Consider the following 23,245-nt stretch of genomic DNA (forward strand, 5'->3'; position numbering starts at 1 on the left):
ACCCCATCCCGAGACAGCCGGGTTACGATCGGTTCACGCGCACCGCAGCGCCCACGCGAGAGGGAACGCATGCCAGAGAATCCGCCCCTGATCCCGACCGTCGTCGACGCCGAGCAGTTCGCCGCGCAGACGTCGGCAATCGTCGAGTCCGTCGGACGGGTGATCGACGGCAAGCCGGATGCCGTGCGGAGCGCGCTCGTCTGCCTGCTCGCCGAAGGGCACCTGCTGATCGAAGACGTACCCGGCGTGGGCAAGACCATGCTGGCCCGTGCTCTGGCCGCGAGCGTCGATGCGACGGTCCGCCGCATCCAGTTCACTCCCGATCTCCTCCCGGGGGACGTGACAGGCGTGAGCGTCTACAACCCCGTCGACCGCGAGTTCGAGTTCAAGCGCGGAGCCGTGTTCGCGCACATCGTGATCGCCGATGAGATCAACCGCTCCTCCCCGAAGACCCAGTCCGCGCTGCTCGAGGCGATGGAAGAGGGACAGGTCACGGTCGACGGCTCGACCCACATGCTTCCCGATCCCTTCCTCGTCGTGGCGACCCAGAACCCCCTCGAGATGGAGGGCACCTACGCACTGCCCGAGGCCCAGCGGGACCGCTTCATGATGCGCATCTCGATGGGATACCCGGATGCCGCGGCCGAGGCCCTCATGCTGCGCCAGCGCGACACGGTCAATCCGCTCGCCGCCGTGCGCGCCGTCGCCGATGCGGCATCGATCTCGGGGCTGATCGCCTGGGCCCGTTCGGTGCACGTCGCCCCCGCACTCGAGGAGTACACGGTGGCGCTCGCCCAGGCGACCCGCGCCGACCCCAACCTGCACCTGGGCGCGAGCCCGCGCGCGACGCTGCAGCTGATCAGGGCGGCGAAGGTGTGGGCGGCGCTCGACGGCCGCGACTTCGTGATCCCCGACGACGTCACCGCCCTGATCGTCCCGGTGCTCGCGCACCGGCTGCTCCCTGCTCGTGGAGCGCACCGAGCCGGCGCGCAACCCGTCGAGGCCGCGCTGCGGCAGATCGTCGAGCGCGTGCGGGTTCCCGTCACCGCGCGGTCCTGACCTGCTCACCTCGCCATGCATCGTCGTCGAACCCTCACCCTCCGAGGCACAGGTGCGCTCATCGCAGGGCTCGGATGCCTGATCACGGCGAACATGCTCGGCGCCCCGATCTTGCTCTACATCGGCGTTCTGCTTCTCACGCTGACGATGTTCTCGGTGCTCGTGGTGCGGCTGCCGCGGCGCTCGGGCTCGGTCGCACGACAGGTCTCGACCGATCTGCTGACCGTCTCGGAGACGTCGCGAGTCACCCTGCGGTTCACGATGCGGGCACTGCGCATTCCCCGCGGCCTGTGGCGAGACGTGCTCCCCGACGCGGTGTCCGGCGACTCGGCGGGCGAGTACCCGTCCGAGACGGGCCAGCTCACCTACCTGATCACCGGGGTGCGCCGGGGAGTCTGGCCGATCGGGCCGCTGGTGCTGCGCACCGTCGACCCCTTCGGTCTCGCGCAGCGCGAACAGGAGTTCGGCGAGACCCGCACGGTGACGGTCGTACCCGAGGTGTTCACGCTCGCTCCGCTCACCGTGAAGGTGGGGGCGGCCGGAGGCACGGCGCACACGTCGTCGAGCCGCCTGGGCCAGGGCAGCGACAACCTCTCACCGCGCCGCTACATCTCGGGCGATTCCATGCGACGCATCCACTGGCGGGCGACCGCGCACCGGGGGCAGCTGATGGTGCGGCAGGAAGAGGAGGAGTCGAGCCCGGATGCCCTCGTCATCTTCGACCGGAGCTCGGCTCGATGGTCCCGCCCCGGCGACGAGTCGGATCCCGCGTTCGAGAGGGCCGTCTCGATGTGCGCCTCGGTCGCGGTGCATCTCGTGCAGGAGGGGTACGGCGTCGACGTGATCGACAGCGCGGGGACGCTTCTGGGAACACTCCGCGGCCACGAGGACGACCGCGATGGCCTGCTCGTCGCACTCGCACTCGTCGCCCCTCGCGGCGAGGCCCGCGACATCACCACCCTGGTCGGCGGCACTCCCCCCGGCCCACTCGTCTACATCACCGGCGAGATCGATGAAGAGGATGCCGCGCTGCTGCGTCCCTCCGGCGCGGCTGCGCCGATGCTGTTCGCGACCTCCCCTCAGCCCGGGGCGGTGCAGGCAGCGGAGCAGCACGGCTGGCGGGTCGCGACCCTCGGCGATGACGTGACCGAGTCCTGGGAGGATGTCCTTCCCGACCGAGTCGGGCTCGGGCCCGCCGAGCACCGGGGAGCAGCCGATGTCGCGCGCTGACCGTCAGGCCGCGAGGGCGTCGCGGCTGTCGTGGCATCGGGAACACGAACTGCCCACCGGCACCGTCCTGCCGGCGGTGCTGGCCGCGGGCGCAGGACTCGTGGCGATGTGGCCGTATACCTCGGTCATCGAACCGGGGACCTGGTCGTTCGCCGTGCTGGTCGTGATCGTGGTCACCGCGCTCACCGGCATGACGATGCGCACGCTGATGCGCCGTCGCGCGGCCTGGGCTCGGGACCTCGCCACCATCGGAGTGCAGATCCTCGTCGCGATCGGCACCGTGGTGCTGCTGGTGGCGGGAGACACCGCTGTCTTCGGAGTGATCCCCACCGACGCGACGATCTTCACCTTCCAGACCCTGGCGGCCTCCGCCTGGGAGGAGGTCATGTTCGGGTCCGCGCCGATCGCCGCGTCACCGGGACTCGAGGCGATGATGGGCCTCGGGTTCGCGGTGGTGGCGATCCTGCTCGATCAGCTCGTCGCTCAGCGCGGCGCGATCCTGGCGAGTCTGCTGACCGCCGTCGTGGGGTCGGTGCCGATGATCGTCACGCTCGGCGGTGTGAACGTCGTGTGGTTCGTCATGCTCGGCATCCTGATCGTCGTCCTGCTGAGGTACACCGCGGCTCAGAACCCGGAATCGCCTCGGCGCACGTCCACCGCGGTCGCGGCGGGAGTCGGTGTCGCCGCTCTCGCGGTCACGGTCATCGTCGCGCCCGTCCTGCCGGTGTCGGCCAGCCTCGCCGGCACAGGCGTGGGCGTCACGGTCGACGCATCGCTGCGGCTCGGCGACGACCTTCGCCAGCCGAACCCTGTCGAGGTGCTCACGATGGCGACGACGGCCGATACGGCGCCCTACCTGCGACTCACGACGCTGTCGGAGTTCGACGGCCGCGTGTGGGAGCCGGATCGCGGCGACCTGCAGTCCCTGAGCGACGGCTTCGGCCCGGACGAGTGGGGCGACGACATCGAGACGACCGACCAGAACACCTCGATCCGCGTCGTCCGGATGTCGAGTTCCTGGTTGCCGGTGCCCTACCCCGCGACCAGCGTGCAGGGCATCACGGCGGGGTGGCGCGTGAGCACGGAGAACCGCACCATCACCTCCCGCACCGCGGATGCCGTCGGCAACGACTACACCGTCCGGTCGATCGAGGTGGCGCCCACACTCGAGCAGATCCGGGCGATCCCGGCCGCCGAGCGGATCGTCGATCCCGATGCGGAGCCCGTGGAGCTGCCCGCGGTGATCGCTGAGACGGCCGCGGAGGTCACCGCGGGTGCGACCAACGACTACGACCGGCTGATCGACCTGCAGTCGTGGTTCCGCAGTCAGTTCGCGTACTCGCTCGACACCCCGGTCGACGAGGGCTTCGACGGCACCGGAGCCGACGCGGTGGCGCAGTTCCTCGAGGTGCGCTCGGGATACTGCATCCACTTCGCGGGCGCGTTCGCGCTCATGGCCGAGAGCCTCGACATGGAGGTGCGCATCGTCGTCGGCTACCTGCCCGGAGTGCGCACCGACAACACCCGTGGCGATGAGGCCGTCTACTCCGTCTCGAGCGATCAGCTGCACTCGTGGCCGGAGGTGCTCTTCCCCGGGGTCGGTTGGGTGCCGTTCGAGCCGACAGCCTCTCTCGGGGTTCCGACGGCGTTCGCCGCGGGTTCCACCACGGGTGGCGGATCCGGCGGATCGACGCCGACCGCTCCCTCCGCCGCCCCCAGTGCTGAGCAGAGCTCGGGGCCGGTCATCGAGCGCGAGGACGCAGGTGACAACGCGGGTGCGAACGGCGAGCTGCGGCGTCTCGATCCGACGCCCGTCATGCTGACGACCCTCGGTGTGCTGGTGGCGCTGCTGCTGCCCGCGCTGATTCGCCTCGCGATCCGCGTTGCGCGGCGTGGTCGGGCGAAGAGCGGTGACGCGGCATCGGCCTGGACCGAGCTGCGGGCGACGATGCAGGATCTGCGGCTTCCGCTCTCGGATGCGGAGACACCGCGCATGCGCGGTGTCGACCTCATCCGGGAGAACGGCGTGGATGCCGACGCGATGCGCGCCCTGGTCGACGCCGTCGAGCGATCGAGCTACGGGCGACCGTCGCCTGATCGGTCCGGCGATCTCGATGAGGCGCTGAGAGAGGTGATCGTCCAGCTGCGGCGGAGCGTCGATGGACGCTCGCGCGTGCTGGCGTTCCTTCTACCCCGGTCGCTCTTCGCGAGTCGCCGGACCGACGTGCCTCTGGTCGCCTGAGGTGTCAGGCCGCGTGCTGCGCGCAGCGCACGGCGTCGCAGGACTCGCACGCGACGAACTGCGTGCGACAGGAGAGGTCGGGACAGTTCGCCGTGCGCTTGGTCGCCGCCCCACATCCGACACACTCGCCGATGACGGCGGCGTGATCCGAGAAGTCGATGGACCCGCGCTTGTCGAACACGTAGAGCGATCCCTCCCAGAGCCCGTCATCGCCGTACTGCTCGCCGTAGCGGACGATGCCTCCCTCGAGTTGGTAGACCTCGCCGAACCCGCGTGAGGTCATCAGACTCGAGAGGACCTCGCACCGGATGCCGCCGGTGCAGTACGTCACCACGGGCTTGCCCTTGAGATCGTCGTACTCGCCGGAGTCGAGCAGCTGGACGAAGTCACGCGTGGTCTCGGTGTCGGGCACGACGGCTCCGCGGAAGCGGCCGATCTGCGCCTCCAGCGCATTGCGTCCGTCGAAGAACACGACGTCGTCTCCCCGCTCGCCCATGAGTTCGTGCAGCTGTTCGGGGGTGAGGCGAGTGCCGCCGCCGACGACGCCCTGCTCATCGACGCGCAGCTCGCCCGGCGCCCCGAACGAGACGATCTCGTCGCGCACCTTGACGCTGAGCTTCGGGAAGTCGATGCTGCGGCCGTCGGCGTCGACTCCGCTGCCCTCGCTCCACTTGATGTCGGCATTCTTGAACGGCGCGTACGACCGGAAGGACCGCGCCCACTTCTTGAGGGCCAGAAGGTCACCGCCGAGGGTGCCGTTGACTCCGTCTTTCGAGATCAGGAGCCGACCCCGGAGACCGAGCGCCTCGCCGAGGTCGCGCTGCCACACCCGGATCGCCTCGGGGTCGGCGAGCGGGGTGAACACGTAGAAGAGAACGATCTTGGGGGTTGCCACCTGGAGATTTTACGTCGCCCTGAGGGAGTCCTGCGCCGGAGCACGCTCGAGTCCTCTATGTCACATCGCGGGTGACGAACGAGACTCCGCCGGCCACGACAGCCGTGAACACCCAGCCGACCGCCACCAGAGCGGCGATCGGGCCGCCGAGCCTGTCATCCGGCACGATCCCCACCGCTGAGAGATCGAACCGGAGGGCTTCGAGCATCGCGAGGAACGGAAGGTAGACGGCACCCTCTCTCCAGACGATCGCCAGGAGCACTGCTCCGCTGAGGGACATCGGAACGACGAAGAGCGCGACGAGATGGGTCTGCACGATGACTCCCAGCCCCATTCCCCAGAGGCCCGATGCCGCGCCGAGCACACCGGTCTGTGCGACCGATGACCAGTCCAACGGAAGCCCCTCGCCGGCCAGGCGCAGGGCGGCGTGACCGGCGGCTGCTGCTGCGAGGGCGACGATCGCACCACCGACGGCTGCTCCGAACGCCCTGGCCAGATATGTCGCACCACGCCGCTGCGACATCAGACGCTGAGCGATGACACCGTCCCGCCGATCGACGGTGTACCGGAACGATCCGTAGACCGCCGCGAGAACCGCACCGTAGGTCGCGAGCACCGTCGCGAACGGCGCGGTGAGAGACGCTCGGACGTCCGGCGGTGCGTCGGCGAGCTCCGGCGGTATGTTCGCCACGACGGAGAGCGAGATCACGACTCCCGCCACCGCCACCCAGAGAAGGACGACGTCACCGGCGAAGACGCGCGCGTGGGCTCGAAGGACGCGACCGATCACACGCCCCTCCTGCTGCCCCTGAACCACGCGACGGCGACCAGCCCGGCAGCCCACGCGATTGCGATGCCGAGCGCCGGCACGAAGTCGAGCAGACGGTCCTGATAGCCGGGAACGCTCACGGCTGCCAGGACCAACCCCGGCGAGAACCTGGCCAGCTCGGGCGCCGTGCGCAACAGAGCGAGCTCCAGCACCATCGGGAGGACGAGGACGATCGCTGCCGTGACGTAGTAGTTTCGGGCGATCCAGCCGATGGCCCCTCCGATCAGCGCGCCGAGAACCACCCCCACCAGTGCCCCGCCATAGATCCGCCACGCATCCGAGGTGAGTGAGAGCGAGAGGCCGCTCCGCAGCAGGATGACGGAGACACCGGCCGTCCAGACGACGAAGATGCAGATCGAGACGGCGAGCGCGATGAGAGTGCCGGCGACGAGCTTTCCCGAGAATGCGCGTCGAAAGCCGACTCCGGTGAGCGTCCTGTCCATCGAGGCGTAGTAGCACTCGCGGGTCACGCCATACGCGCCGATGAACGCCGCAGAGACGGCGCACCAGGCGAGCGGCTCCAAGAGCCCTGCGGTGGCGGCGCCGGATTCGAGGCCCTCGAGGTCGAAGCGCGAGCCGTCCGAGAACAGCACGAAAGCAGGCATCAGGACGGCGACGACATAGACCGCCAGGACGGAGGATCCGCTCACCGCCCGGACGACCTCACTGTGGATGATTCCCTTCACGAGGACGCTCCTTCGACCAGATCGAAATACTTGCTTTCCAATGTGTCGGCACCGTCCGTGACGAGGTCGCCGAGCTTCCCGGCGAAGAGCGCCCGTCGTTTGATGACGACCACCTCATCCACGACCTGTTCCAGCTCTGCGAGCTGATGACTGGCGATCAGCACCGTGCCACCGGCCTCCGCATAGTCTCGGAGGAACCGGCGCAGCCAGCGGATGCCGTCGGGGTCCAACCCGTTGGCGGGCTCGTCGAGGATGAGTGTCCGCGGGGAGCCCATGAGCGCGGCGGCCAGCCCGAGGCGCTGGGCCATCCCGGTGGAGAAGGTCTTCACACGGCGACGGGCGTCTGCGGCGAGACCCACCTCATCGAGCACGGCGTCGACTCGACCACGCGGCGCACCGGCCGCGAGGCGGCAGATCTCCAGATGCCTCCTCGCGGTGATCCCGCCCTCGAAACCGAATCCGTCCATGTGGACCCCCACGTGAGAGGCAGGGTCATCGAGTGCGGAGAACGGCATGCCGTCGATGACGGCGTCACCGCTCGTCGGAGTCAGCAATCCGACGAGCGTTCGCAGCGTCGTCGACTTGCCCGCGCCGTTGGGCCCGAGGAGGCCGACGATCGCCCCGTACGGCACCGCGAACGACAGGTCCTCGACCGCGGCCCGATCTCCGTACCTCTTCGTGAGTCCTCGAACCTCGATCGCGTGCGTGTTCATCTTCATTCCTTTCTCGCCTCTCCGCTCTGGAGGGATGACAGCGGCAGCGCCACACCGGTCTCCCAGATCGCCTGCCACAGGTTTCTCTCTCCCAGCCGGACTCGGGCCTGCCCCGTCGCAGGTACGCTCGCTCTCTCGGAGGCCATCTCGACTCCGGCGACGATCACCCCGGCCACCGACGCGCCGTCGACCACCACGGGAAGGAGCGCGTCCAGGGGAACCCTCCTCGGCTCCGGCGGCACGGACGTGACCACTCCTTCGCCGACAGGATCGTTCGCGAGGAGCCCGTTGCTCATCAGGACGACCTCGGTCCCCTCCGGCACTTCCGTCTCCACGGCCTCTCCCGCCTGCAGAAGGACCGCGGTGCCGTTTTGCGCCGCGAAGCCGAAGGTGGCTGTCACCGGCACGGTTATGACGATTCCGGTGATCACTGTGGCCGCGGCCGTCGCTGCGATCACCGACACGAATCGAAGCACCGCGACACCGGACAGCAACACTCTGTGCAAGGCCCGAGAGAGGATCACGAGGCCCGTGAGAAGCGCCGCCGCTTCGAGCATGACGACGAGCACACCGACGATCGGCCCCCCGCCCGCCAGCGCCCGGGCTATTCGAGACAGCGCCAAGACCACCAGCACCACGGGGGCCGCGAGACTCGCGAGTCCGAAGGGCACGCTCCACCACCGCTCGAGGCTCTTGCTCGTCCGCCGTCCGCCGAACAGGGCTCGAGTCAAGAAGGCCGACCCGTCGCGGATCGCCCGCGCCCTGAGGTTCGGTTCGTCGAGAGCGCACATGAGCGCGATGTATCCGTCGAATCTCACGAACGGGATGAGGTTGATGAGGACGATGGCGGCGCAGGAGACAGCGAGAAGCAGCACGGTCCGGCGAAGCATGGAGGGTGGCAGCATGAGCGCGACGATGAGCGCGATCGCGCTCACGGAGGCGTGCACAGCCGGTCCCGCCAGGGCCACGGCCACGCGATGGCGGCGATCGGAGAGTCGCCACCCGTCGGTCACATCGACGAAGAACGCGGGGCTGAGATAGAACAGCATGAATCCTGCACGGCGCGGTCGGCCGCCGAACCTGGTGAGCGTTATCCCATGGGCGCTCTCGTGGAGGGCGGTCAGCAGCGAGAGCACTGCGAGCAATGAGATGAAGCCGACGAGCGGCACCGGCGTGGTGAGCACCTCGTGCAGCTCCTCAGCCTGATGCGCTGCCGCGAGAATTCCGGAGCAGACCAGGACCGCGACGAAGAGCGTCGAGGCGCGGAGGGGGAGCGGGACGATCAGCCGAGCCAGACGGTCGAAGATGACGGGCGCGCGAAGCGTCGCGAACTGCAGCGTGAACGGGGGTCGATAGACGATTCTGCCGGGTGGGGGCTTCGCCTCGCCTCCGAGGAGCCCACCGGCCTGGAAGCGCTGGACCAGGCGCAGAAAGCCCTCCGACGACTCGGCGGCGGCGAAGCGCAGGCGCAGGTCGCGAATCGGCGTCTCTCCGTCCATCGCTTTCAACAGCTCGATGGTCGCCTCGGAGACCCTCGAGGAAGGCACCCCGTCGAGCATCGCGATCCAGGGTCCGGCGTCGGCGGCTTGCTCGAAGGAGACCCCGGGCGCGAGACGCGGGCATTCATCGGCGTTGAGGACGACCGACGTCGAGGAATCCCGTCGGTGGGTGAGGCTATTCGGACGCATCGCGGCCCCCGGCGTCCGACGTCCCCGCCCACGTCGTCGTGAGCAGGAGGATCTCGTCATGCCCCGTCGTCCTGACCGGAGAGATGACAGGAGCAGCGAAGCCCGCGTCGATGAGTTCTCGTGCGAGCGTGTCATGCCCGAGCACTCGCAGGCGGCTCGTGAGCACCGTCGCCTCGCTGCCTTCCGTCAGGTCGGCGACACGAACCCAATTGACCACGCGCTCGGCGCCGCCCTCCTCCATCTGCTGCGAGAAGAGGTAGATCTCCTCCCCGTCGGGCCCGGGTATCGTGACCACCCGATCCGTCGACGTCGAGAGGCTCGCGGCAGAGCCACCGCCTGCAACGGTCATGGCGAGAACACCTCGAGCGGCGAGGTGGCGTCGCACGTTCGCGTAGAAGCGTGATCTGCCCACCCTGTCGAGCAGAGTGATGGATGTCGCGCCTATGATCACGAGGTCGAACCGCCGGCCCAGCGCGAAGTCGCGCATGTCGCCGACGACGCACTCGAGCATCGGATGGTCAGGCACCGCACGGCGAAGGCGCGAGAGCATGTCGTCGGAGAGGTCTAACGCCGTCACCCTTCTGCCCGATCTCACCAGAGGTATGGTCAGCCGCCCGCTCCCGGCGCCGATGTCGAGAATCGGCCCTTCGACGCCTCGCGCGAGCGCCAGCATCTCTCTGATCTCCGCACGGTCAGACCCCACCAGCCTGTCGTAGAACTCGGCACCGTCGCCGGTGTAGAGGTCCTGTTCCTTCGGTACCGCTCCGACCATTTCGAATCTCGCCGATACGGCCTCGGTGATCAGACTCGACATATTGCATTACCTCTCTGCCAAGAGCATCAGGGTGCGGGTGTGTCATCACCCACCCGCACCCCTTGATCAGGTTGCGATCGCTGCCGCACTGCCGATGATGGCGATGATGTAGCTCGCGTGCTCCCACCACTCGAGTGGGGCATCGATCTGTTCGAGTTCGAGGAACTCGAGCGAATCCGTCTGCATGTCATACCTCCGTGAAGGCACCTTGCGAAGGTGCCTCTATGTCAGGGCGAAGATGCCGATGATCACTCCCACAGCGAATCCACGCGTGAAATCGAGGGCGTCATCGAGCGCTTCCATGGACTCGAGTTCTTGGAACTCGAGCGTCGGTGTTGCTGATCGCATGCTCACCTCCCTCCCGTTTCTCCTGGTCTGCTCGCGATCACGTCGCTGCAGCCGCGCCGATGCCGATCAGCACCAACGCGCCGAGTACGCCCTTGTAGAAGCTGTCCCAACTGGGGGCATCCATCGCCTCCAGCTCCTGGAACTGAAGCTGTGGTCCGGCACTTTCGGTCATTGATTCACCTCCTTCCGCAACTTGGACGATCGGTCGGGATGACCGAACGGCTGAGAGCTCCATGACGAGTCACGGAGAAGATCGGAGAAGTCCGCTGCGACGAGACCCGCGAGCATCGGGTGGCGATTCGCCCAGGCTCTCTCTGTGACAGCGGCGATGCGCGCGATGGACCGAGGAGTCGGGCGTGGCGGAGTCGGGATCTGCCAACGATCGATGAGGGCGGCGATGCCCGACGGCGGGTCGAGCGGAAGCGCGAGCCCACTCGCTGCCGTCGACCAGAACTCTTCGAGGCTCCGTCGATCTCCCCAGCGCCGGTCTCCCGAGCAGATCCGACGCCAGACGGCAGCGATGATCGCCGCCGTTGCGGCCATCTTGCGCACTTCCAGCGCGAAGGACACCTCGTTCGCGATGTACCAGTGACGGGCGCTGTAGGGGTCGCTCCCCCGCAACGCCGCCGTTCGCTGGGTCGCTGCGCTCAGACGCGCGAGGCGCAGTCGTGACCCCGGAGAGGTGTCGCCCCGGCTCGCCGTGGCGAGAAGCGCGCTGCCGAGCGTGATCGCATCGCATTTCGCCCTGATGGTCCTCCGCGGGCTCGTCGAGGCTCCGGCCAGACGGAGGAACGCCTCCATCGCACCCTCTCGGACGGCCACCGGCGAAAGGGTCATCAGGTTGCGCGCATCGATGATGGCGTGGCGCGGCCTCAACGAGCCGCCGATGATGAGCCGGTGGCCACTCTCGTTCGTCAGGATGCCGACGCTGTTCGTCTCCGACGAGGTGCCCAATGTCGTCGGCACCGCGATGACTTCCACAGGCGGCGGCGCATCGGGCAAGAAGGTCAGTGCCGACGTCGCCGCGCGTTCGATCGCGAAGTCGAACGTCCGCCCGGGAGAAAGCACGAGCGCGGCGATCTTGCTGGCGTCGAGGATGCTTCCCCCGCCCACCGCGATGATCACGCGCGGCTTCCGACGAGCGATCTGCTCCGCGATGGAGACGACAGAGGCGATGCTCACAGAACGAGCGTCGACCACGATCGTCATGGGAGGACTCCCCGAGAGAACAGGTGTGGGAGTCGACGAGTCCATGATCGCGAGTGCCTCCCGGCCAGCGGTGAGCCGATCGGTCATCCGCCTCGTGATCCCCTGACCGTGCCAGAGCGTCGGAACCCGTGCCGCGAGCTCAGCGCTCATGTCGACGCTCCCGCATCTGTGTCAACCCGGCGCGCACTGCCGAATCCGTCTCGAGAAGCTCGGTCGAGGTGAATCCGTACGCCGGGATCAACGCGATCGCACTGGGGCCCGGCTGCACCAGCACTCCGTGATCCGCGATCTCGGAGACGACTCGAAGCACCTCCGCTCCCGACAGCGGGCTCGCGTCGCTGTCACGCAGGGCGAGCCCCAGGAAGCAACCGGCGCCCGTCACGTCGGCGATCAGTCCGTCAGACTTCAGGGTCGCCGCCAGGCGTGATAGCTCGCGCCCGAGCGCTGCGGTGGTCGGGTTCACATCGATGCGGTGCAGCTCGTCGATCACTGCGGTGACAGCCGCCGCGCACGCCGGAGTACCTGCCTGCGTCTCACCGTGGACGAACGTCCAACCGCCACGCACGAACGCTGACGAGACACGGGGCCCGACGAGAATCGCGGCCGCTCCCGCCGCGCCGTTCGTCAAGGCTTTCGACAGGATCAGCACGTCGGGTGCGGCGCCCCATCCGTCGGTGGAGAACATGCGTCCGGTGCGGCCGAATCCGGTCGCCACCTCGTCGGCGACGACAAGGAACCCGTAGTGCTCGCGCAACGCGAGCAGCCGCGAGACGAACGTCTCCGAGAGTGCATGTGCGCCGCTGCCCAGGACGGGTTCGACGACCACCGATGCCACTCGGTGCCCTTCGCGACTCAACAGCGCCTCGAGTTGCTCTCCGTCGTCGTCGTAGGACACGTGCCTCACCGACCTGCGGTCGACGGAATAGACGGATTGAAGAAGATCGTCGCCACTCAACGCGTGGCTGCCGTACATGGTGCCGTGATAACTGCCCGTCAGCCCGACGACGAGAGAGCGCGACTCCGCTCCTTGGTGAGACCAGTACTGTCGCGCCAACTTCATCGCGGCGTCGTTCGCCGCTCCGCCCGAGGTCGAGAAGATGACGCGCCTGTACCGGCGCGGGTTCGCGAGCTCGATGAGCGCGTCGGCCGCGTCTTCGGCATATCGATGCGGCGCGCGGAAGAGGGACAGGTAGGAAGCGTCGTGCATCGCTCGGTCCACCGCTTCGGTCACCGCCGGGTTGCCGAAACCGAGAGGGACGTTCCACAGCCCGCTCGTCGCGCAGAGACGTGTGGATCCGTCTGCGAACTCGATGCGGTTGCCGACAGCACCGACCGCGACCCGATCCGGTGTGAAGGTGGCGTCTGCCGGAAGCATCGAGGGCCACAGTGCATGCGGAGAGTTCACGTTCGGGCGCCGTGTGCGGCGCACGCCGCGTCACTCGGCATGCCGAGGTGGATGTCGAGTGCATCGACCGCTCCGAGGCACAGCCCACGCGCATCAACCGTATCGATGTCGAGTTCGCGGGAGACACGATCGGCCGCGAGCTCGGCTGTCGTCGAGGTCTGGACCACAGTGACCACGGTGGCGGTCGTCGGAGACAGAAGCCGGCGCCGCAGGGTGGTGAGGTCGGCGAGCACGAAGCCGTCTGCCGTATCGAGAAGGAACGGATCCCTCATTCGAGGTTCGGCATCCGCACGGCCATCTTCACCGGGGCACCAGCCGAATCCCGCGATCTTCGCGGCACCGTTCGCCAGGCGCATCGTCTTCATGAGGTCTGTCGCGTTGAGGTAGCGCCCGATCCGTTCGCGGCAGGTGAAGTCTGAGGGGCCCGCCGAGCCGCTCGTCGCAGCTCCGAGCATCGCCGCACGCGGCATCGGGACCGTCAGCAGCTCTCTCAGTTCGTCGACGCCGCCAAGGGGTTCGCCCCGCACGCCGATGCTGACTGTGCCGTCCGCGCTCAGCCTGATGGCGCTCGGAGTCCCGAGTCCCGTCGGACCGACCAGTGCACGCCGATTCGCGAGCAGCACGCGCTGATCGATCAGAGCCGACGGGAACACTCCTGTGCGTCGTGCGAGTGCCGCATCGTCGAGAAAAGCCTGCGCGCTCGGTTCGTCGAAGAGGCCGACGACGGTGGGGCCGATGATCTGGACGAATGCCGCGGCGACGTAGTCTTCGACTTCGACGGCGCGCTCCCCGAGGAAGAGGGCGTCGCCGATCTCGTTCAGCGCTCCGCTGTAGCGGAAGGAAAGCGCGCGGCCGCCCCACGGCCCGCTGTCGACGGCCAGAAGAACCGCGTCATCGTCGCCCGCGACATCGGCGACGACAGTCGGGCTTGCGCCGCTCTCGACCATGAAGACGCGCGAGAATGCCTCCGGTTCTCCCGTGATCCACTCACGCAGTGCTCGTGCTCCGATGAGATCAGATCCGGTGCGTGCCCTCTCGCGCCCCATCAGAGACCCTCGTCTTGAGCCGTTGAGGTGTCGAGACCCGGCCGCCTCCGCGGGCGCGGCATCCTGGTGCCGAGCAGCTGCCCGACGTGCCGGTGGATGAACGGGACGAGTTCCGTGTGCTCGCCCGCATCCGCGCGAGTGAGCAGCTTCGTCATCACGTAGAGCTGCGAGATGACGCCGCCGTCGGACTCGAGATCGCCGCGAAAGCGTCGTGCCACCTGGTCGGCGGCGTGACGTACCGCGAGCGAGTGGCCGAGCAGGAAGGCCGCGTCATAGCCGCGTGGCGCGAGGCCCCAGGCCTCCCAGTCGGCGATCGCGAACGGCTCGCGGTGAAGATTGTTCCAGTGCAGGTCACCGTGTGCGGGCAGCCACTCGCGGGGGTCGATGTCCAGATCGATCCCGAAGAACACCGTGATTCGTCGACGCATGGTTTCGGGGTCCAGGACTCGCCGCTCGGTGGATGTCTCAGCGAGAGCTCTGAGACTGCGCTCGAGCTCGTCCCACCACCCGTCGTCGAGACCGGGGTTCCGTTCGAGGACCGCCGTCGATGCGCAGGCCCTGCCCGGCAGGAGGCTCATGAGCTCGGCGCGATAGACCAGCGGGCCTTCTTCCCACGCACGCGCATCCAGCACCCGCGGCTTGGCCACGCCCCGGATCGACGTCGCGTCTCGATTGCCGGTCCACCAGTCCCCCTGCGCCTGCTCGCGGCGCGCCCACACCACGCGAAGCCACTGTCGCGATCCTGCATGCTCGACGGCTGATCCGATCGAACGATCGCGCCATCCGAAGCGGACCCGCCCGATCGCGTCGAGCCCGAGGTCGGCCAGCGCCCTCGAGTGCGCCATGCGCAGTGCTGTGCGCAGAGCGGTGCTGGGCGAGATCGCCATATCGACCGTGGTCATCAGTTCCTCCGAAGATCGTCCGCCAGGGGCAGTCATGCTCACGTATGACTGCATAACGTCTTCTTATGAAGGTAGATACCTGGTGATGAGCCCCGCAAGGTCACCGAGGATCGCATACCGGTGCGACGGAATCTCGGCCCTGGCTGCCGCGAGTGGCGACTCCTTGACGGCTGGTCGTAGGCGGTCCGCGCGATCGGATAGACTGTTCAGGTTGTTCCTTGGTGACGTGTCCGAGCGGCCGAAGGAGCACGCTTGGAAAGCGTGTGTTGTGCAAGCAACCGCGGGTTCGAATCCCGCCGTCACCGCCGAAAAGCATGAAGGGTCTCCGCGCCAGCGGGGGCCCTTCATGCTTTTTGTCGAGCATCGTGGGATTCGGGGAGGAGCGAGCGCAGCGAGCACCGGAGTCCCGCCGTCACCGCCAGCCCGCAGCCGACGAGGTCTAGCTGAACCGCACCCCGTAGCTCTGCCCGCCCGGCTCGGCCGGCAGCGGCGTCATGCCGAGCCGCTCGTAGAACGCGGCGGCACCCGTGTTCTTCGGGTCCATGCCCAGGTGCAGTCCGCGCACTCCGCGGCGTCTGAGCTCGGCGAACAGCGTCTCGATGAGCGCGCGTCCGAGGCCCTGCCCCTGTGTCTCGGGCAGCAGGTCGATGTGCAGGTGCGCCGGGTACTCCGCGGCATTCGCGTTCCGTCCAGGCGCCTGGCTGAAGCCGTGCTCGATCATCCGCTCTTCGCGGGTCTTCGGCTCGGCCGCACGCGGATACCGCTCCTGCAGCGTCGGCCACCACTCGTCGCGGAACCAGGTGGCGAAAGCCTCCGTGTCGTCGGTCGCGACGATGTAGCCGATCACGCGTTCGTCGTCGGTCTCGACCACCCACGCGAGGTCCGGATGCCGTTCGGCATAGGGCACCGCGAAGAGGTCACCCCAGAGGGAATCGTCCGAGAAGATCCCGGTCGCGTCAGCGCCGGCGTCCGCGGTCCTCGTGCACACCTCGTACAGGGCTGCGCGGTCGGACGGACGATACGGGCGGATGCGAGACACGACGGCTCCTCGGTGAGTGGGGGTGTCCCGTCAGCCTATCGGCGCGGATGCCTCCGCTCGGCGCGACGCCGACTGCACCCATGGCAGCATCACGGAGCCCAGCACGAGCACCACCCCGGCCCCGACGAGTGCACCGCCCAGAGTGTCCGTGGCCCAGTGGACCGAGAGCAGCGTGCGGGAGATGGCCATCGCGAGGACCCACAGGATTCCGAGGATCGCCGTCCACACGCGCGGGAACACGAGCCACAGCACGACAGCGATCGTCGCCGCGTTGGCCGTATGACCCGAGGGGAACGAGCCGTAATCGCTCACCACGATCATGTCCTCCGGGCGCGCACGTCCGAACAGCTGCTTGAGCAGCTGCACCGCTCCGGCACTGGCGAGGAACGCCGCGGCGGCGAACACCGCAGCACGCCATCGCCGAGCGAGCAGCAGCGCGATGATCATCAGGAGCGGCACGAGGAGGATGGCCACCCACCCGCCGCCGATGTCGTTGAGGATCAGCGCGAACGACAGCATCCACTCAGCGCGGTACGTGCTGATCGTCTCGTTCCACCAGGTGTCGAACCCCGGAGGCTCGGTGTACCCGAACACGATCGCCGCTCCGAGGAGCGTCGCCGCGACGAGCATCCCTATTCCCCACCACAGCAGCGTTCGTCGTCTCATCGAACCATTCTGCCCGGTGGATGCTGAATATCAGGGAGCCAGCATGCCGACAGTCCGGGGGCGCACGATCAGCCACAGCGACAGAACGCCGATCGCCGCGCATCCGACCATGACCGAGGCCATGGTCGTCGCGGTGATTCCCGCCCCCTGGGAGACCCAGCCGACGACCGGCGAGATCAGCCCCGCAACACCGAAGTTGGTGGCTCCGATGACGGACGCCGCGGTGCCTGCCGCTTTGCCGTGCCTGTCGAGCGCGAGCACCTGCACGTTCGGGAACGTGAAGCCGCAGGCCGTCATGAAGACGAACAGCGGGACGACCGTGCCCCAGAGGCCGAGGCCCAGCTGGTCCGTGACGATGATCGCCGCTCCCGCGAGCAGCAGCACCGCGGTCGAGTAGGCCATGACCCACTGAGGACCGAAGCGCGCCGCGAGGCGCGAAGCGGTCTGCACACCGGCGACGACACCGAGGGAGTTCACCGCGAACAGGAGGCCGTACTGCTGGGCATCCAGTCCGTGCGTCTGCTGGAACAGGAACGGCGAGGCGGAGAGATACGAGAACAGACCCGAGAAGGTCATGCCGCCGATGATCAGCACACCGATGAAGACCCGGTCGGAGAACACCGAGCGGTAGCGCTGCAGGACGGTCGCGCCGCCCTTCTCCTGCCGCCGGGCGATGGGGAGCGTCTCGGGGATGAAGACGATGGCCGATACGAGCATCACCACGCCGTAGAGCGCGAGCACGACGAAGATCCCCCGCCAGGGCATGAGGGTGAGCAGCCACGAGCCGATCAGGGGCGCGATGACCGGCGCCACGCCCGACACCAGGGCGAGGCGCGACAGCATCACGACCAGGCGGCGTCCGCCGAACAGGTCGCGCACGATCGCCATCGCGACGACGCCACCGGCAGCGGCACCGACACCCATGAGAACGCGAGCGCCGCTGAGCAGGGGCAGGGTCGGGGCGTAGGCCGCCGCGGCACTGGCCAGCACGTGCAGCGCGGTCACGGCGATCAGAGGGATGCGGCGTCCGACCTTGTCGCTGAGCGGACCCACCACGAGCTGCCCGAGCGCGAAGCCGATCATGGTGCCGGTGAGGGTGAGCTGGATGGCCGCGGCCGTGGTCTCGAAGTCCTGCTCGAGCACGGGGAATGCCGGCAGGTAGAGGTCGATCGTGAACGGGCCGAGCGCGGTGAGCGCACCGAGCAGCACGATGTACAGCGCGCGGCGGCCGTTCGAGATCGAGTCGCCGGGGTGCAGCATGATCGGCGCCGTGGCGGGGTTCGATCCGAGGGTGCGGATCGCGCCCGTGGACGACGGGATGCGGATGCTGCCGGTGGCCGTGCGCTCGGTGGCGGAGGTCGTCGGGATGGAGTCAGTGCGTGGAGCGTCGGGCACGACGGTCCTTCCGGAGTTCGAGGGGATGAGGTCGAGTCGCGAGAGCGGCCGAATCGTCGATGAGATCTCGAAACGATTCGATTCGGGCGAAGTCTCCATGTTACAGCTCAGGCGTGCACCGGCACATCCCGACGGATGCACCTTCATGCCGAAAAGACGGATGGATGCCGAAACGCGCGGTCTCGGCATCCATCCGTCTTCTGAGCAGGCGTCTGTGCGGCCTGCGGGCAGACGGTGTCCGGCGGAGTCAGCGGAGCCGCGCGAGCCCCCGCTCGAGGTCGGCGATCAGGTCGTCGACGCCCTCGATGCCCACCGAGAGGCGCACGACGTTCTCGGGCACGGCGAGCTCGGTGCCGCGCACCGAGGCGTGAGTCATGTCCGGCGGGTATCCGATGAGGGACTCGACCCCGCCGAGCGACTCGGCGAGCTGGAAGAGCTCGGTCGACTCGGCGAAGGCCTTCGCGGCCGCAGCTCCCGCGGACAGGCCGAGTGAGAGCATCCCGCCGAAGCCGCTCATCTGGCGAGCAGCGATGTCGTGGCCCGGGTGCGAGGCGAGACCCGGGTAGTAGACGGTCTCGAACTCGGGGCGGGCGGCCGCCCACTCGGCGATCGCCTGCGCGTTCTCGGAGTGCTGACGAACCCGCACGGCGAGAGTCTTGATGCCACGCGTCGTGAGCCACGCGTCGAGCGGAGCCGAGACCGCGCCGACGGCGAACTGCTGGAACTTGATCTGCTCGAAGAAGCGGTCGTCACCGAAGACCACGGCGCCGCCCAGCACATCCGAGTGCCCGCCGAGGTACTTCGTAGTGGAGTGCACGACCAGATCGGCCCCGAGCGAGAGGGGCTGCTGCAGCGCGGGCGATGCGAACGTGTTGTCGACGACCGCGATCGCCCCGGATGCGTGCGCGATCTCGGCGATGAGCGCGATGTCGACGATCTTCAGCAGCGGGTTGCTGGGGGTCTCGACCCAGACGATCTTCGTCTCGGGGCGGATCGCCGCGCGCAGCGCGTCGGAATCCGACAGCTCGACCGTGGTGGTCTCGATGCCCCACGGCGCGAGCACCTTGGTGAGCAGACGGTACGTGCCGCCGTAGACGTCGTTGCCGAGCACGATATGGTCGCCGGGCTTGAGGATGCCGCGCAGCAGCGCGTCTTCCGCCGCGAGGCCCGAGGCGAACGACAGCGCGCTCGCCCCTCCTTCGAGAGCGGCGAGCTGCGTCTCGAGCGACGAGCGCGTCGGGTTGCCCGCACGGTTGTACTCGTATCCGTCGCGGAATCCCCCGATGCCGTCCTGCACATGCGTGGAGGCCTGATAGATCGGCGGGATGATCGACCCCGTGGTCGGGTCAGGCGCCTGACCTGCGTGGATGGCTCGGGTGGCGAAAGCATGCTCGGACATGTCTCTCAGCCTACGTCGACCCCGACACCGACATCCGGCCCTGTTACGCCCGGCGTCAGCACGACGTCCGTGCGGCGTCAGCGTGAGATGTACGAGAGCAGGTCCTGGCGCGTGAGCACCGTGTGCGGCTTGCCGTCGGAGGTCACGAGCAGGGCGTCGACGTCGGCGAGCGCCGACCTCGCCTGCGCGAGAGGAGCATGGATGCCGATGAGCGGCAGCCGCTCCCCCACGTGATCGCCCACGGCGTCCGCCGGCTTCGCGTCGCCCCGGAACAGCAGGTCGAGCAGGCCCTTCTCATCGACGGTGCCGACGACCTCGCCCATCATCACCGGGGGCTCGGCGCTGAGGACCACGAGCTGCGACACGTCGTACTCGGTCATCATGCCGATGGCCTCGAGCACGGTGTCGGTCGGGTGCGCATGCACGAGCGCCGGGATGCCGTCGCCGAGGCGCGACGAGCGCGCAGCCAGCACATCGGCGACCGTCTCGCCCTCCTCCACCTCGCTGAACCCGTAGGAGCGCATCCACCCGTCGTTGAAGATCTTGCTCAGGTAGCCGCGCCCGCCGTCGGGGAGCAGCACCACCATGACGGCATCCGCCGGAAGCTCCCGGGCCACGCGCAGCGCGCCGACCACGGCCATGCCGCTCGATCCGCCGACGAGGATGCCTTCTTCCCGCGCGAGCCGCCGGGTCATCGCGAACGATTCTGCGTCGCCGACCGCGACGATCTCGTGCGGGATCTTCGGGTCGTAGGCGCCGGGCCAGATGTCCTCTCCGACCCCCTCGACCAGGTACGGCCGTCCGGTGCCGCCGCTGTAGACGCTGCCCTCGGGATCGATCCCGACGATGCGCACGCGATCGTCCGAGACCTCGCGCAGGTACCGTCCCGTGCCCGTGATCGTGCCGCCGGTGCCGACACCCGCGACGAAGTGCGTGACCGCGCCGTCGGTGTCACGCCAGATCTCGGGACCGGTGGTCTCGTAGTGGCTGCGAGGGCCGTTCGGGTTCTCGTACTGATTCGGCTTGAACGCGCCGGGGATCTCGCGGGCGAGGCGATCGCTCACGCTGTAGTACGACTCGGGGCTGTCTGCCGCGACCGAGGTCGGTGTGACGACGACCTCGGCACCGTAGGCGCGAAGGACGTCGATCTTGTCCTCACCGACCTTGTCCGGCAGCACGAAGACGCATTTGTACCCGCGCTGCTGCGCGACGAGCGCCAGGCCCACCCCGGTGTTGCCGCTCGTCGGCTCGACGATCGTGCCTCCGGGCCGCAGGTCGCCCGAGGCCTCGGCCGCGTCGATGATCCGCGAGGCGATGCGATCCTTCGCGGATCCGCCGGGGTTGAGGTATTCGAGCTTCACGAGCACGGTGCACTCCACACCCTCGGTGACGTGCTGGAGCTTCACGAGGGGCGTGTTGCCGACGAGGTCGACGATGGAGTCTGCGTACTTCATGTTCACAGCGTACGTGCGACGATGCCGCGACCGGGGTTGTGTTGCACCCGGTCGCGGCATCGTGTGTTCCGCAGTTCTGAGAGAGGCGATCAGCCCTTCGTCGAACCCGCCAGGAGTCCTCGCACGAAGTATCGCTGGAGCGAGAAGAACACGATCAGCGGGATGATGATCGACACGAAGGCGCCTGCGGTGAGCAGGTACCAGTCGTTCCCTCGGGTTCCCGTGATCTCCGCCAACAGCTTCGTGATCGGAGCAGCTGCTCCGTCGGCGAACACGAGGGCGACGAGCAGGTCGTTCCAGACCCAGAGGAACTGGAAGATCGCGACCGAGGCGATGGCCGGCATCGTCAGCGGCAGCACGACCCGGAAGAAGATCTGTCCACGCGATGCACCGTCGACACGTGCGGCCTCGATGATCTCGCCGGGGATCTCCGACATGAAGTTGTGCAGCAGATAGATCGCCAGCGGCAGCGCGAACATCGAGTGCGCGATCCACACCTGTGCGTACCCCGACGATGCGTCCAGCGGCAGGGTGACCTGCAGTCCGAAGAGATTGATGCCGCGGGAGAACGATGACAACAGCGGCACGAGGGCCATCTGGATGGGCACGATCTGGAGCGCGAACACGAAGATGAACAGCGCGTTGCGTCCCTTGAAGTCGATCCAGGCGAACGCGTAGGCGGCCATCGAGGCGATCATCAACGGGATGACGGTCGCGGGAATCGTGATCGCGATCGAGTTGACGAACGATTCGAGGATCGTCAGCTGGGTCGTTCCGGACTGCAGCACGTCGACGTAGTTCTCGAGGGTCACCTGCGGGTTGGCGAAGAACTCCCACCACCCGCTGGACTGGATCTGATCGCGCGGACGGAACGACGAGATGAACAGGCCGAGCGTCGGGATCGTCCACAGCACCGCGATCAGGATCGATCCGACGGATGCCCACGGACGCGACAGCTTCTTGCGCGCACGCCCGGCTGCGGCATCGAGGCCGCCTCCGGTGGTGATCGCTCGTGTGCTGGTCGCGCCGGTCTGGGTCTTCAGCGTGTCGCTCATCAGCGCACCTCCCGCTGCTTCTTGATCTGTCGCGCGTTGTAGATGACGATCGGCAGCACGAGGATGAACAGGATGACCGACAGTGCGGCACTGCGTCCGGCCTCGAACTTCGAGAACTGCGTGTACATCTCGTTCGCGAGCACGGAGGTGCCGTAGTTGCCGGCTGTCATGGTGCGAACGATGTCGAAGACCTTCAGCGAGGCGATCGAGATCGTGGTGAGCACGACGATCAGCGCCGGCCGGATCGACGGGACGGTCACGGCCCAGAAGCGTTCCCAGGCATTCGCGCCGTCGAGCTCAGCGGCTTCGAGCAGCTCGGCGGGAACGCCCTTGATGGATGCCGAGAGCACGACCATCGCGAAACCCGTCTGCACCCAGATCAGCACGACGATGAGGAACAGGTTGTTCCACGGCTCGTTGAGCAGCCACTGCTGGGGCTCGCCCCCGAACCAGACCAGGATCTGGTTGAGCAGGCCGATCTGCTTGAACTCCGGCCCGCGGTACTCGTACATGAAGCGCCAGATGATGCTGGCACCGACGAACGAGATCGCCATCGGCATGAACACGAGAACCTTGTAGATCTTCTCGCCGCGGGTGCGGTCGATGAAGACCGCGTAGGCGAGGCCGACCATGGTCGACACCGTGGGCACGAGCAGCACCCAGATGATCGAGTTGACGACCGAGGTGATGCCGTCGGACTGAGTGAAGATCCACAGGTAGTTCGCGAAGCCCACGAACTCCTTGCCCGATGAGTTCCAGAAGGAGGAGTACATCGTCTGGATCGACGGCAGGATGAGCCCGACGAGCAGCAGGAGCAGCGCCGGGGCCATGAAGGCGACGAGTTGGATCAGGTACCCCGCGCCGTCGCGGGATCTGTAGTCCAGGAAGAAGAACAGAGCGCCGACGACGACGGCGACTCCCATCGCCCAGTAATAGGAGCTGAAGAAGAACATCACTGCGAGAGGGATGAGCAGGCACATGGCCAGGCGCACCCAGGTGTAGATCTTTCCCTTGCGTGGAGCGACGTCCACGAGAAGCAGGATGACGGCCACGACCACCGCGAATGCGATGACCACGACGACGGCCTGCAGGATCGGCGGGAGCGTACCGATCCACTGGAAGAAACTGGTCGCGTTCACGGAATCCCCTTCATGACGCGTTATGGATCTGC

The 23,245-nt window shown here is 67.7% G+C and carries 23 protein-coding genes and 1 tRNA gene; 4 read left to right on the forward strand and 20 right to left on the reverse strand.

From position 1 onward, the window contains the following. Positions 1-69 precede the first annotated feature (69 nt). From MRBLWH13_RS10880 to MRBLWH13_RS10890, 3 genes are read left to right on the forward strand one after another with little or no spacing between them, the layout of a single operon-like run. Positions 70-1,059: a MoxR family ATPase gene (locus tag MRBLWH13_RS10880; RefSeq protein WP_341955069.1), complete on the forward strand. Its 990-nt coding sequence runs from the start codon at positions 70-72 to the stop codon at positions 1,057-1,059. A gap of 15 nt (positions 1,060-1,074) precedes the next feature. Next, positions 1,075-2,289 (forward strand): DUF58 domain-containing protein, encoded by a 1,215-nt coding sequence (locus MRBLWH13_RS10885; RefSeq protein WP_341955070.1) that lies wholly within the window; start codon positions 1,075-1,077, stop codon positions 2,287-2,289. Next, a complete protein-coding gene (locus MRBLWH13_RS10890) occupies positions 2,276-4,531 on the forward strand; it encodes a DUF3488 and transglutaminase-like domain-containing protein (RefSeq protein WP_341955071.1) in 2,256 nt (751 codons plus the stop codon). The genes MRBLWH13_RS10885 and MRBLWH13_RS10890 overlap by 14 nt, the downstream gene beginning before the upstream one ends. Before the next feature lie 4 nt (positions 4,532-4,535). Here MRBLWH13_RS10890 and MRBLWH13_RS10895 read toward each other — a convergent pair whose 3' ends face one another. The 13 genes from MRBLWH13_RS10895 to MRBLWH13_RS10955 all read right to left on the reverse strand — a co-directional run bounded on the left by MRBLWH13_RS10895 (position 4,536) and on the right by MRBLWH13_RS10955 (position 15,066). Further along, positions 4,536-5,426: a rhodanese-related sulfurtransferase gene (locus tag MRBLWH13_RS10895; protein ID WP_341955072.1), complete on the reverse strand. Its 891-nt coding sequence runs from the start codon at positions 5,424-5,426 to the stop codon at positions 4,536-4,538. A 55-nt stretch (positions 5,427-5,481) separates the two neighbouring features. After that, a complete protein-coding gene (locus MRBLWH13_RS10900) occupies positions 5,482-6,216 on the reverse strand; it encodes a hypothetical protein (protein ID WP_341955073.1) in 735 nt (244 codons plus the stop codon). Beyond that, the gene (locus MRBLWH13_RS10905) at positions 6,213-6,941 is read right to left on the reverse strand and encodes an ABC transporter permease (protein WP_341955074.1); all 729 of its coding nucleotides are present in this window, start codon (positions 6,939-6,941) and stop codon (positions 6,213-6,215) included. The genes MRBLWH13_RS10900 and MRBLWH13_RS10905 overlap by 4 nt, the downstream gene beginning before the upstream one ends. Next, entirely contained in the window at positions 6,938-7,654 is a 717-nt protein-coding gene (locus tag MRBLWH13_RS10910) for an ATP-binding cassette domain-containing protein (protein WP_341955075.1), read from the reverse strand. The genes MRBLWH13_RS10905 and MRBLWH13_RS10910 overlap by 4 nt, the downstream gene beginning before the upstream one ends. A gap of 2 nt (positions 7,655-7,656) precedes the next feature. After that, complete coding sequence (gene mpaP, locus MRBLWH13_RS10915; protein ID WP_341955076.1) at positions 7,657-9,342, reverse strand: daptide biosynthesis intramembrane metalloprotease; 1,686 nt, start codon at positions 9,340-9,342, stop codon at positions 7,657-7,659. Further along, positions 9,329-10,156, reverse strand: a complete 828-nt coding sequence (mpaM, locus tag MRBLWH13_RS10920) for a daptide-type RiPP biosynthesis methyltransferase (protein ID WP_341955077.1) — start codon at positions 10,154-10,156, stop codon at positions 9,329-9,331. The genes mpaP and mpaM overlap by 14 nt, the downstream gene beginning before the upstream one ends. A 66-nt stretch (positions 10,157-10,222) precedes the next feature. After that, on the reverse strand, positions 10,223-10,342 hold the full coding sequence (gene mpaA3, locus MRBLWH13_RS10925) for an MpaA3 family daptide-type RiPP (protein ID WP_311244572.1): 120 nt from the start codon (positions 10,340-10,342) through the stop codon (positions 10,223-10,225). Between the two features lie 36 nt (positions 10,343-10,378). Continuing rightward, the gene (gene mpaA2 / locus MRBLWH13_RS10930; RefSeq protein WP_311244573.1) at positions 10,379-10,504 is read right to left on the reverse strand and encodes an MpaA2 family daptide-type RiPP; all 126 of its coding nucleotides are present in this window, start codon (positions 10,502-10,504) and stop codon (positions 10,379-10,381) included. Positions 10,505-10,541: 37 nt separating this feature from the next. Further along, positions 10,542-10,676, reverse strand: a complete 135-nt coding sequence (mpaA1, locus tag MRBLWH13_RS10935; RefSeq protein ID WP_341955078.1) for an MpaA1 family daptide-type RiPP — start codon at positions 10,674-10,676, stop codon at positions 10,542-10,544. Beyond that, a complete protein-coding gene (mpaC, locus tag MRBLWH13_RS10940) occupies positions 10,673-11,863 on the reverse strand; it encodes a daptide-type RiPP biosynthesis dehydogenase (RefSeq protein ID WP_341955079.1) in 1,191 nt (396 codons plus the stop codon). The genes mpaA1 and mpaC overlap by 4 nt, the downstream gene beginning before the upstream one ends. Next, positions 11,853-13,118 (reverse strand): daptide-type RiPP biosynthesis aminotransferase, encoded by a 1,266-nt coding sequence (gene mpaD / locus MRBLWH13_RS10945; protein WP_341955080.1) that lies wholly within the window; start codon positions 13,116-13,118, stop codon positions 11,853-11,855. The genes mpaC and mpaD overlap by 11 nt, the downstream gene beginning before the upstream one ends. Continuing rightward, positions 13,115-14,164 carry a daptide biosynthesis RiPP recognition protein gene (gene mpaB, locus MRBLWH13_RS10950; protein WP_341955081.1) on the reverse strand — a complete coding sequence of 350 codons (1,050 nt, stop codon included), beginning with the start codon at positions 14,162-14,164 and terminating at the stop codon, positions 13,115-13,117. The genes mpaD and mpaB overlap by 4 nt, the downstream gene beginning before the upstream one ends. Further along, positions 14,164-15,066 carry a hypothetical protein gene (locus MRBLWH13_RS10955; RefSeq protein ID WP_341955082.1) on the reverse strand — a complete coding sequence of 301 codons (903 nt, stop codon included), beginning with the start codon at positions 15,064-15,066 and terminating at the stop codon, positions 14,164-14,166. Before MRBLWH13_RS10955 ends, mpaB begins: the two co-directional genes overlap by 1 nt. 220 nt (positions 15,067-15,286) lie before the next feature. Here MRBLWH13_RS10955 and MRBLWH13_RS10960 point away from each other — a divergent pair. After that, positions 15,287-15,371: transfer RNA gene (locus MRBLWH13_RS10960), tRNA-Ser, on the forward strand. A gap of 134 nt (positions 15,372-15,505) precedes the next feature. On the opposite strand, the gene MRBLWH13_RS10965 is transcribed toward MRBLWH13_RS10960, so the two are convergent. From MRBLWH13_RS10965 to MRBLWH13_RS10995, 7 genes are all read right to left on the reverse strand, one after another. After that, the gene (locus tag MRBLWH13_RS10965; RefSeq protein ID WP_341955083.1) at positions 15,506-16,105 is read right to left on the reverse strand and encodes a GNAT family N-acetyltransferase; all 600 of its coding nucleotides are present in this window, start codon (positions 16,103-16,105) and stop codon (positions 15,506-15,508) included. A gap of 30 nt (positions 16,106-16,135) precedes the next feature. Continuing rightward, complete coding sequence (locus MRBLWH13_RS10970) at positions 16,136-16,771, reverse strand: phosphatase PAP2 family protein (protein WP_341955084.1); 636 nt, start codon at positions 16,769-16,771, stop codon at positions 16,136-16,138. A gap of 30 nt (positions 16,772-16,801) precedes the next feature. After that, entirely contained in the window at positions 16,802-18,313 is a 1,512-nt protein-coding gene (locus MRBLWH13_RS10975) for a multidrug effflux MFS transporter (protein ID WP_341958290.1), read from the reverse strand. 100 nt (positions 18,314-18,413) lie between these two features. After that, on the reverse strand, positions 18,414-19,565 hold the full coding sequence (locus tag MRBLWH13_RS10980; RefSeq protein ID WP_341955085.1) for a cystathionine gamma-synthase: 1,152 nt from the start codon (positions 19,563-19,565) through the stop codon (positions 18,414-18,416). 77 nt (positions 19,566-19,642) lie between these two features. Further along, positions 19,643-21,019, reverse strand: a complete 1,377-nt coding sequence (locus MRBLWH13_RS10985; protein WP_341955086.1) for a cystathionine beta-synthase — start codon at positions 21,017-21,019, stop codon at positions 19,643-19,645. Positions 21,020-21,108: 89 nt separating this feature from the next. Next, entirely contained in the window at positions 21,109-22,074 is a 966-nt protein-coding gene (locus MRBLWH13_RS10990) for a carbohydrate ABC transporter permease (protein ID WP_341955087.1), read from the reverse strand. Continuing rightward, complete coding sequence (locus MRBLWH13_RS10995) at positions 22,074-23,213, reverse strand: sugar ABC transporter permease (RefSeq protein ID WP_341955088.1); 1,140 nt, start codon at positions 23,211-23,213, stop codon at positions 22,074-22,076. Before MRBLWH13_RS10995 ends, MRBLWH13_RS10990 begins: the two co-directional genes overlap by 1 nt. Positions 23,214-23,245: the final 32 nt, after the last annotated feature.

The sequence above is a fragment of the Microbacterium sp. LWH13-1.2 genome, from assembly GCF_038397735.1.
GTDB lineage: Bacteria > Actinomycetota > Actinomycetes > Actinomycetales > Microbacteriaceae > Microbacterium.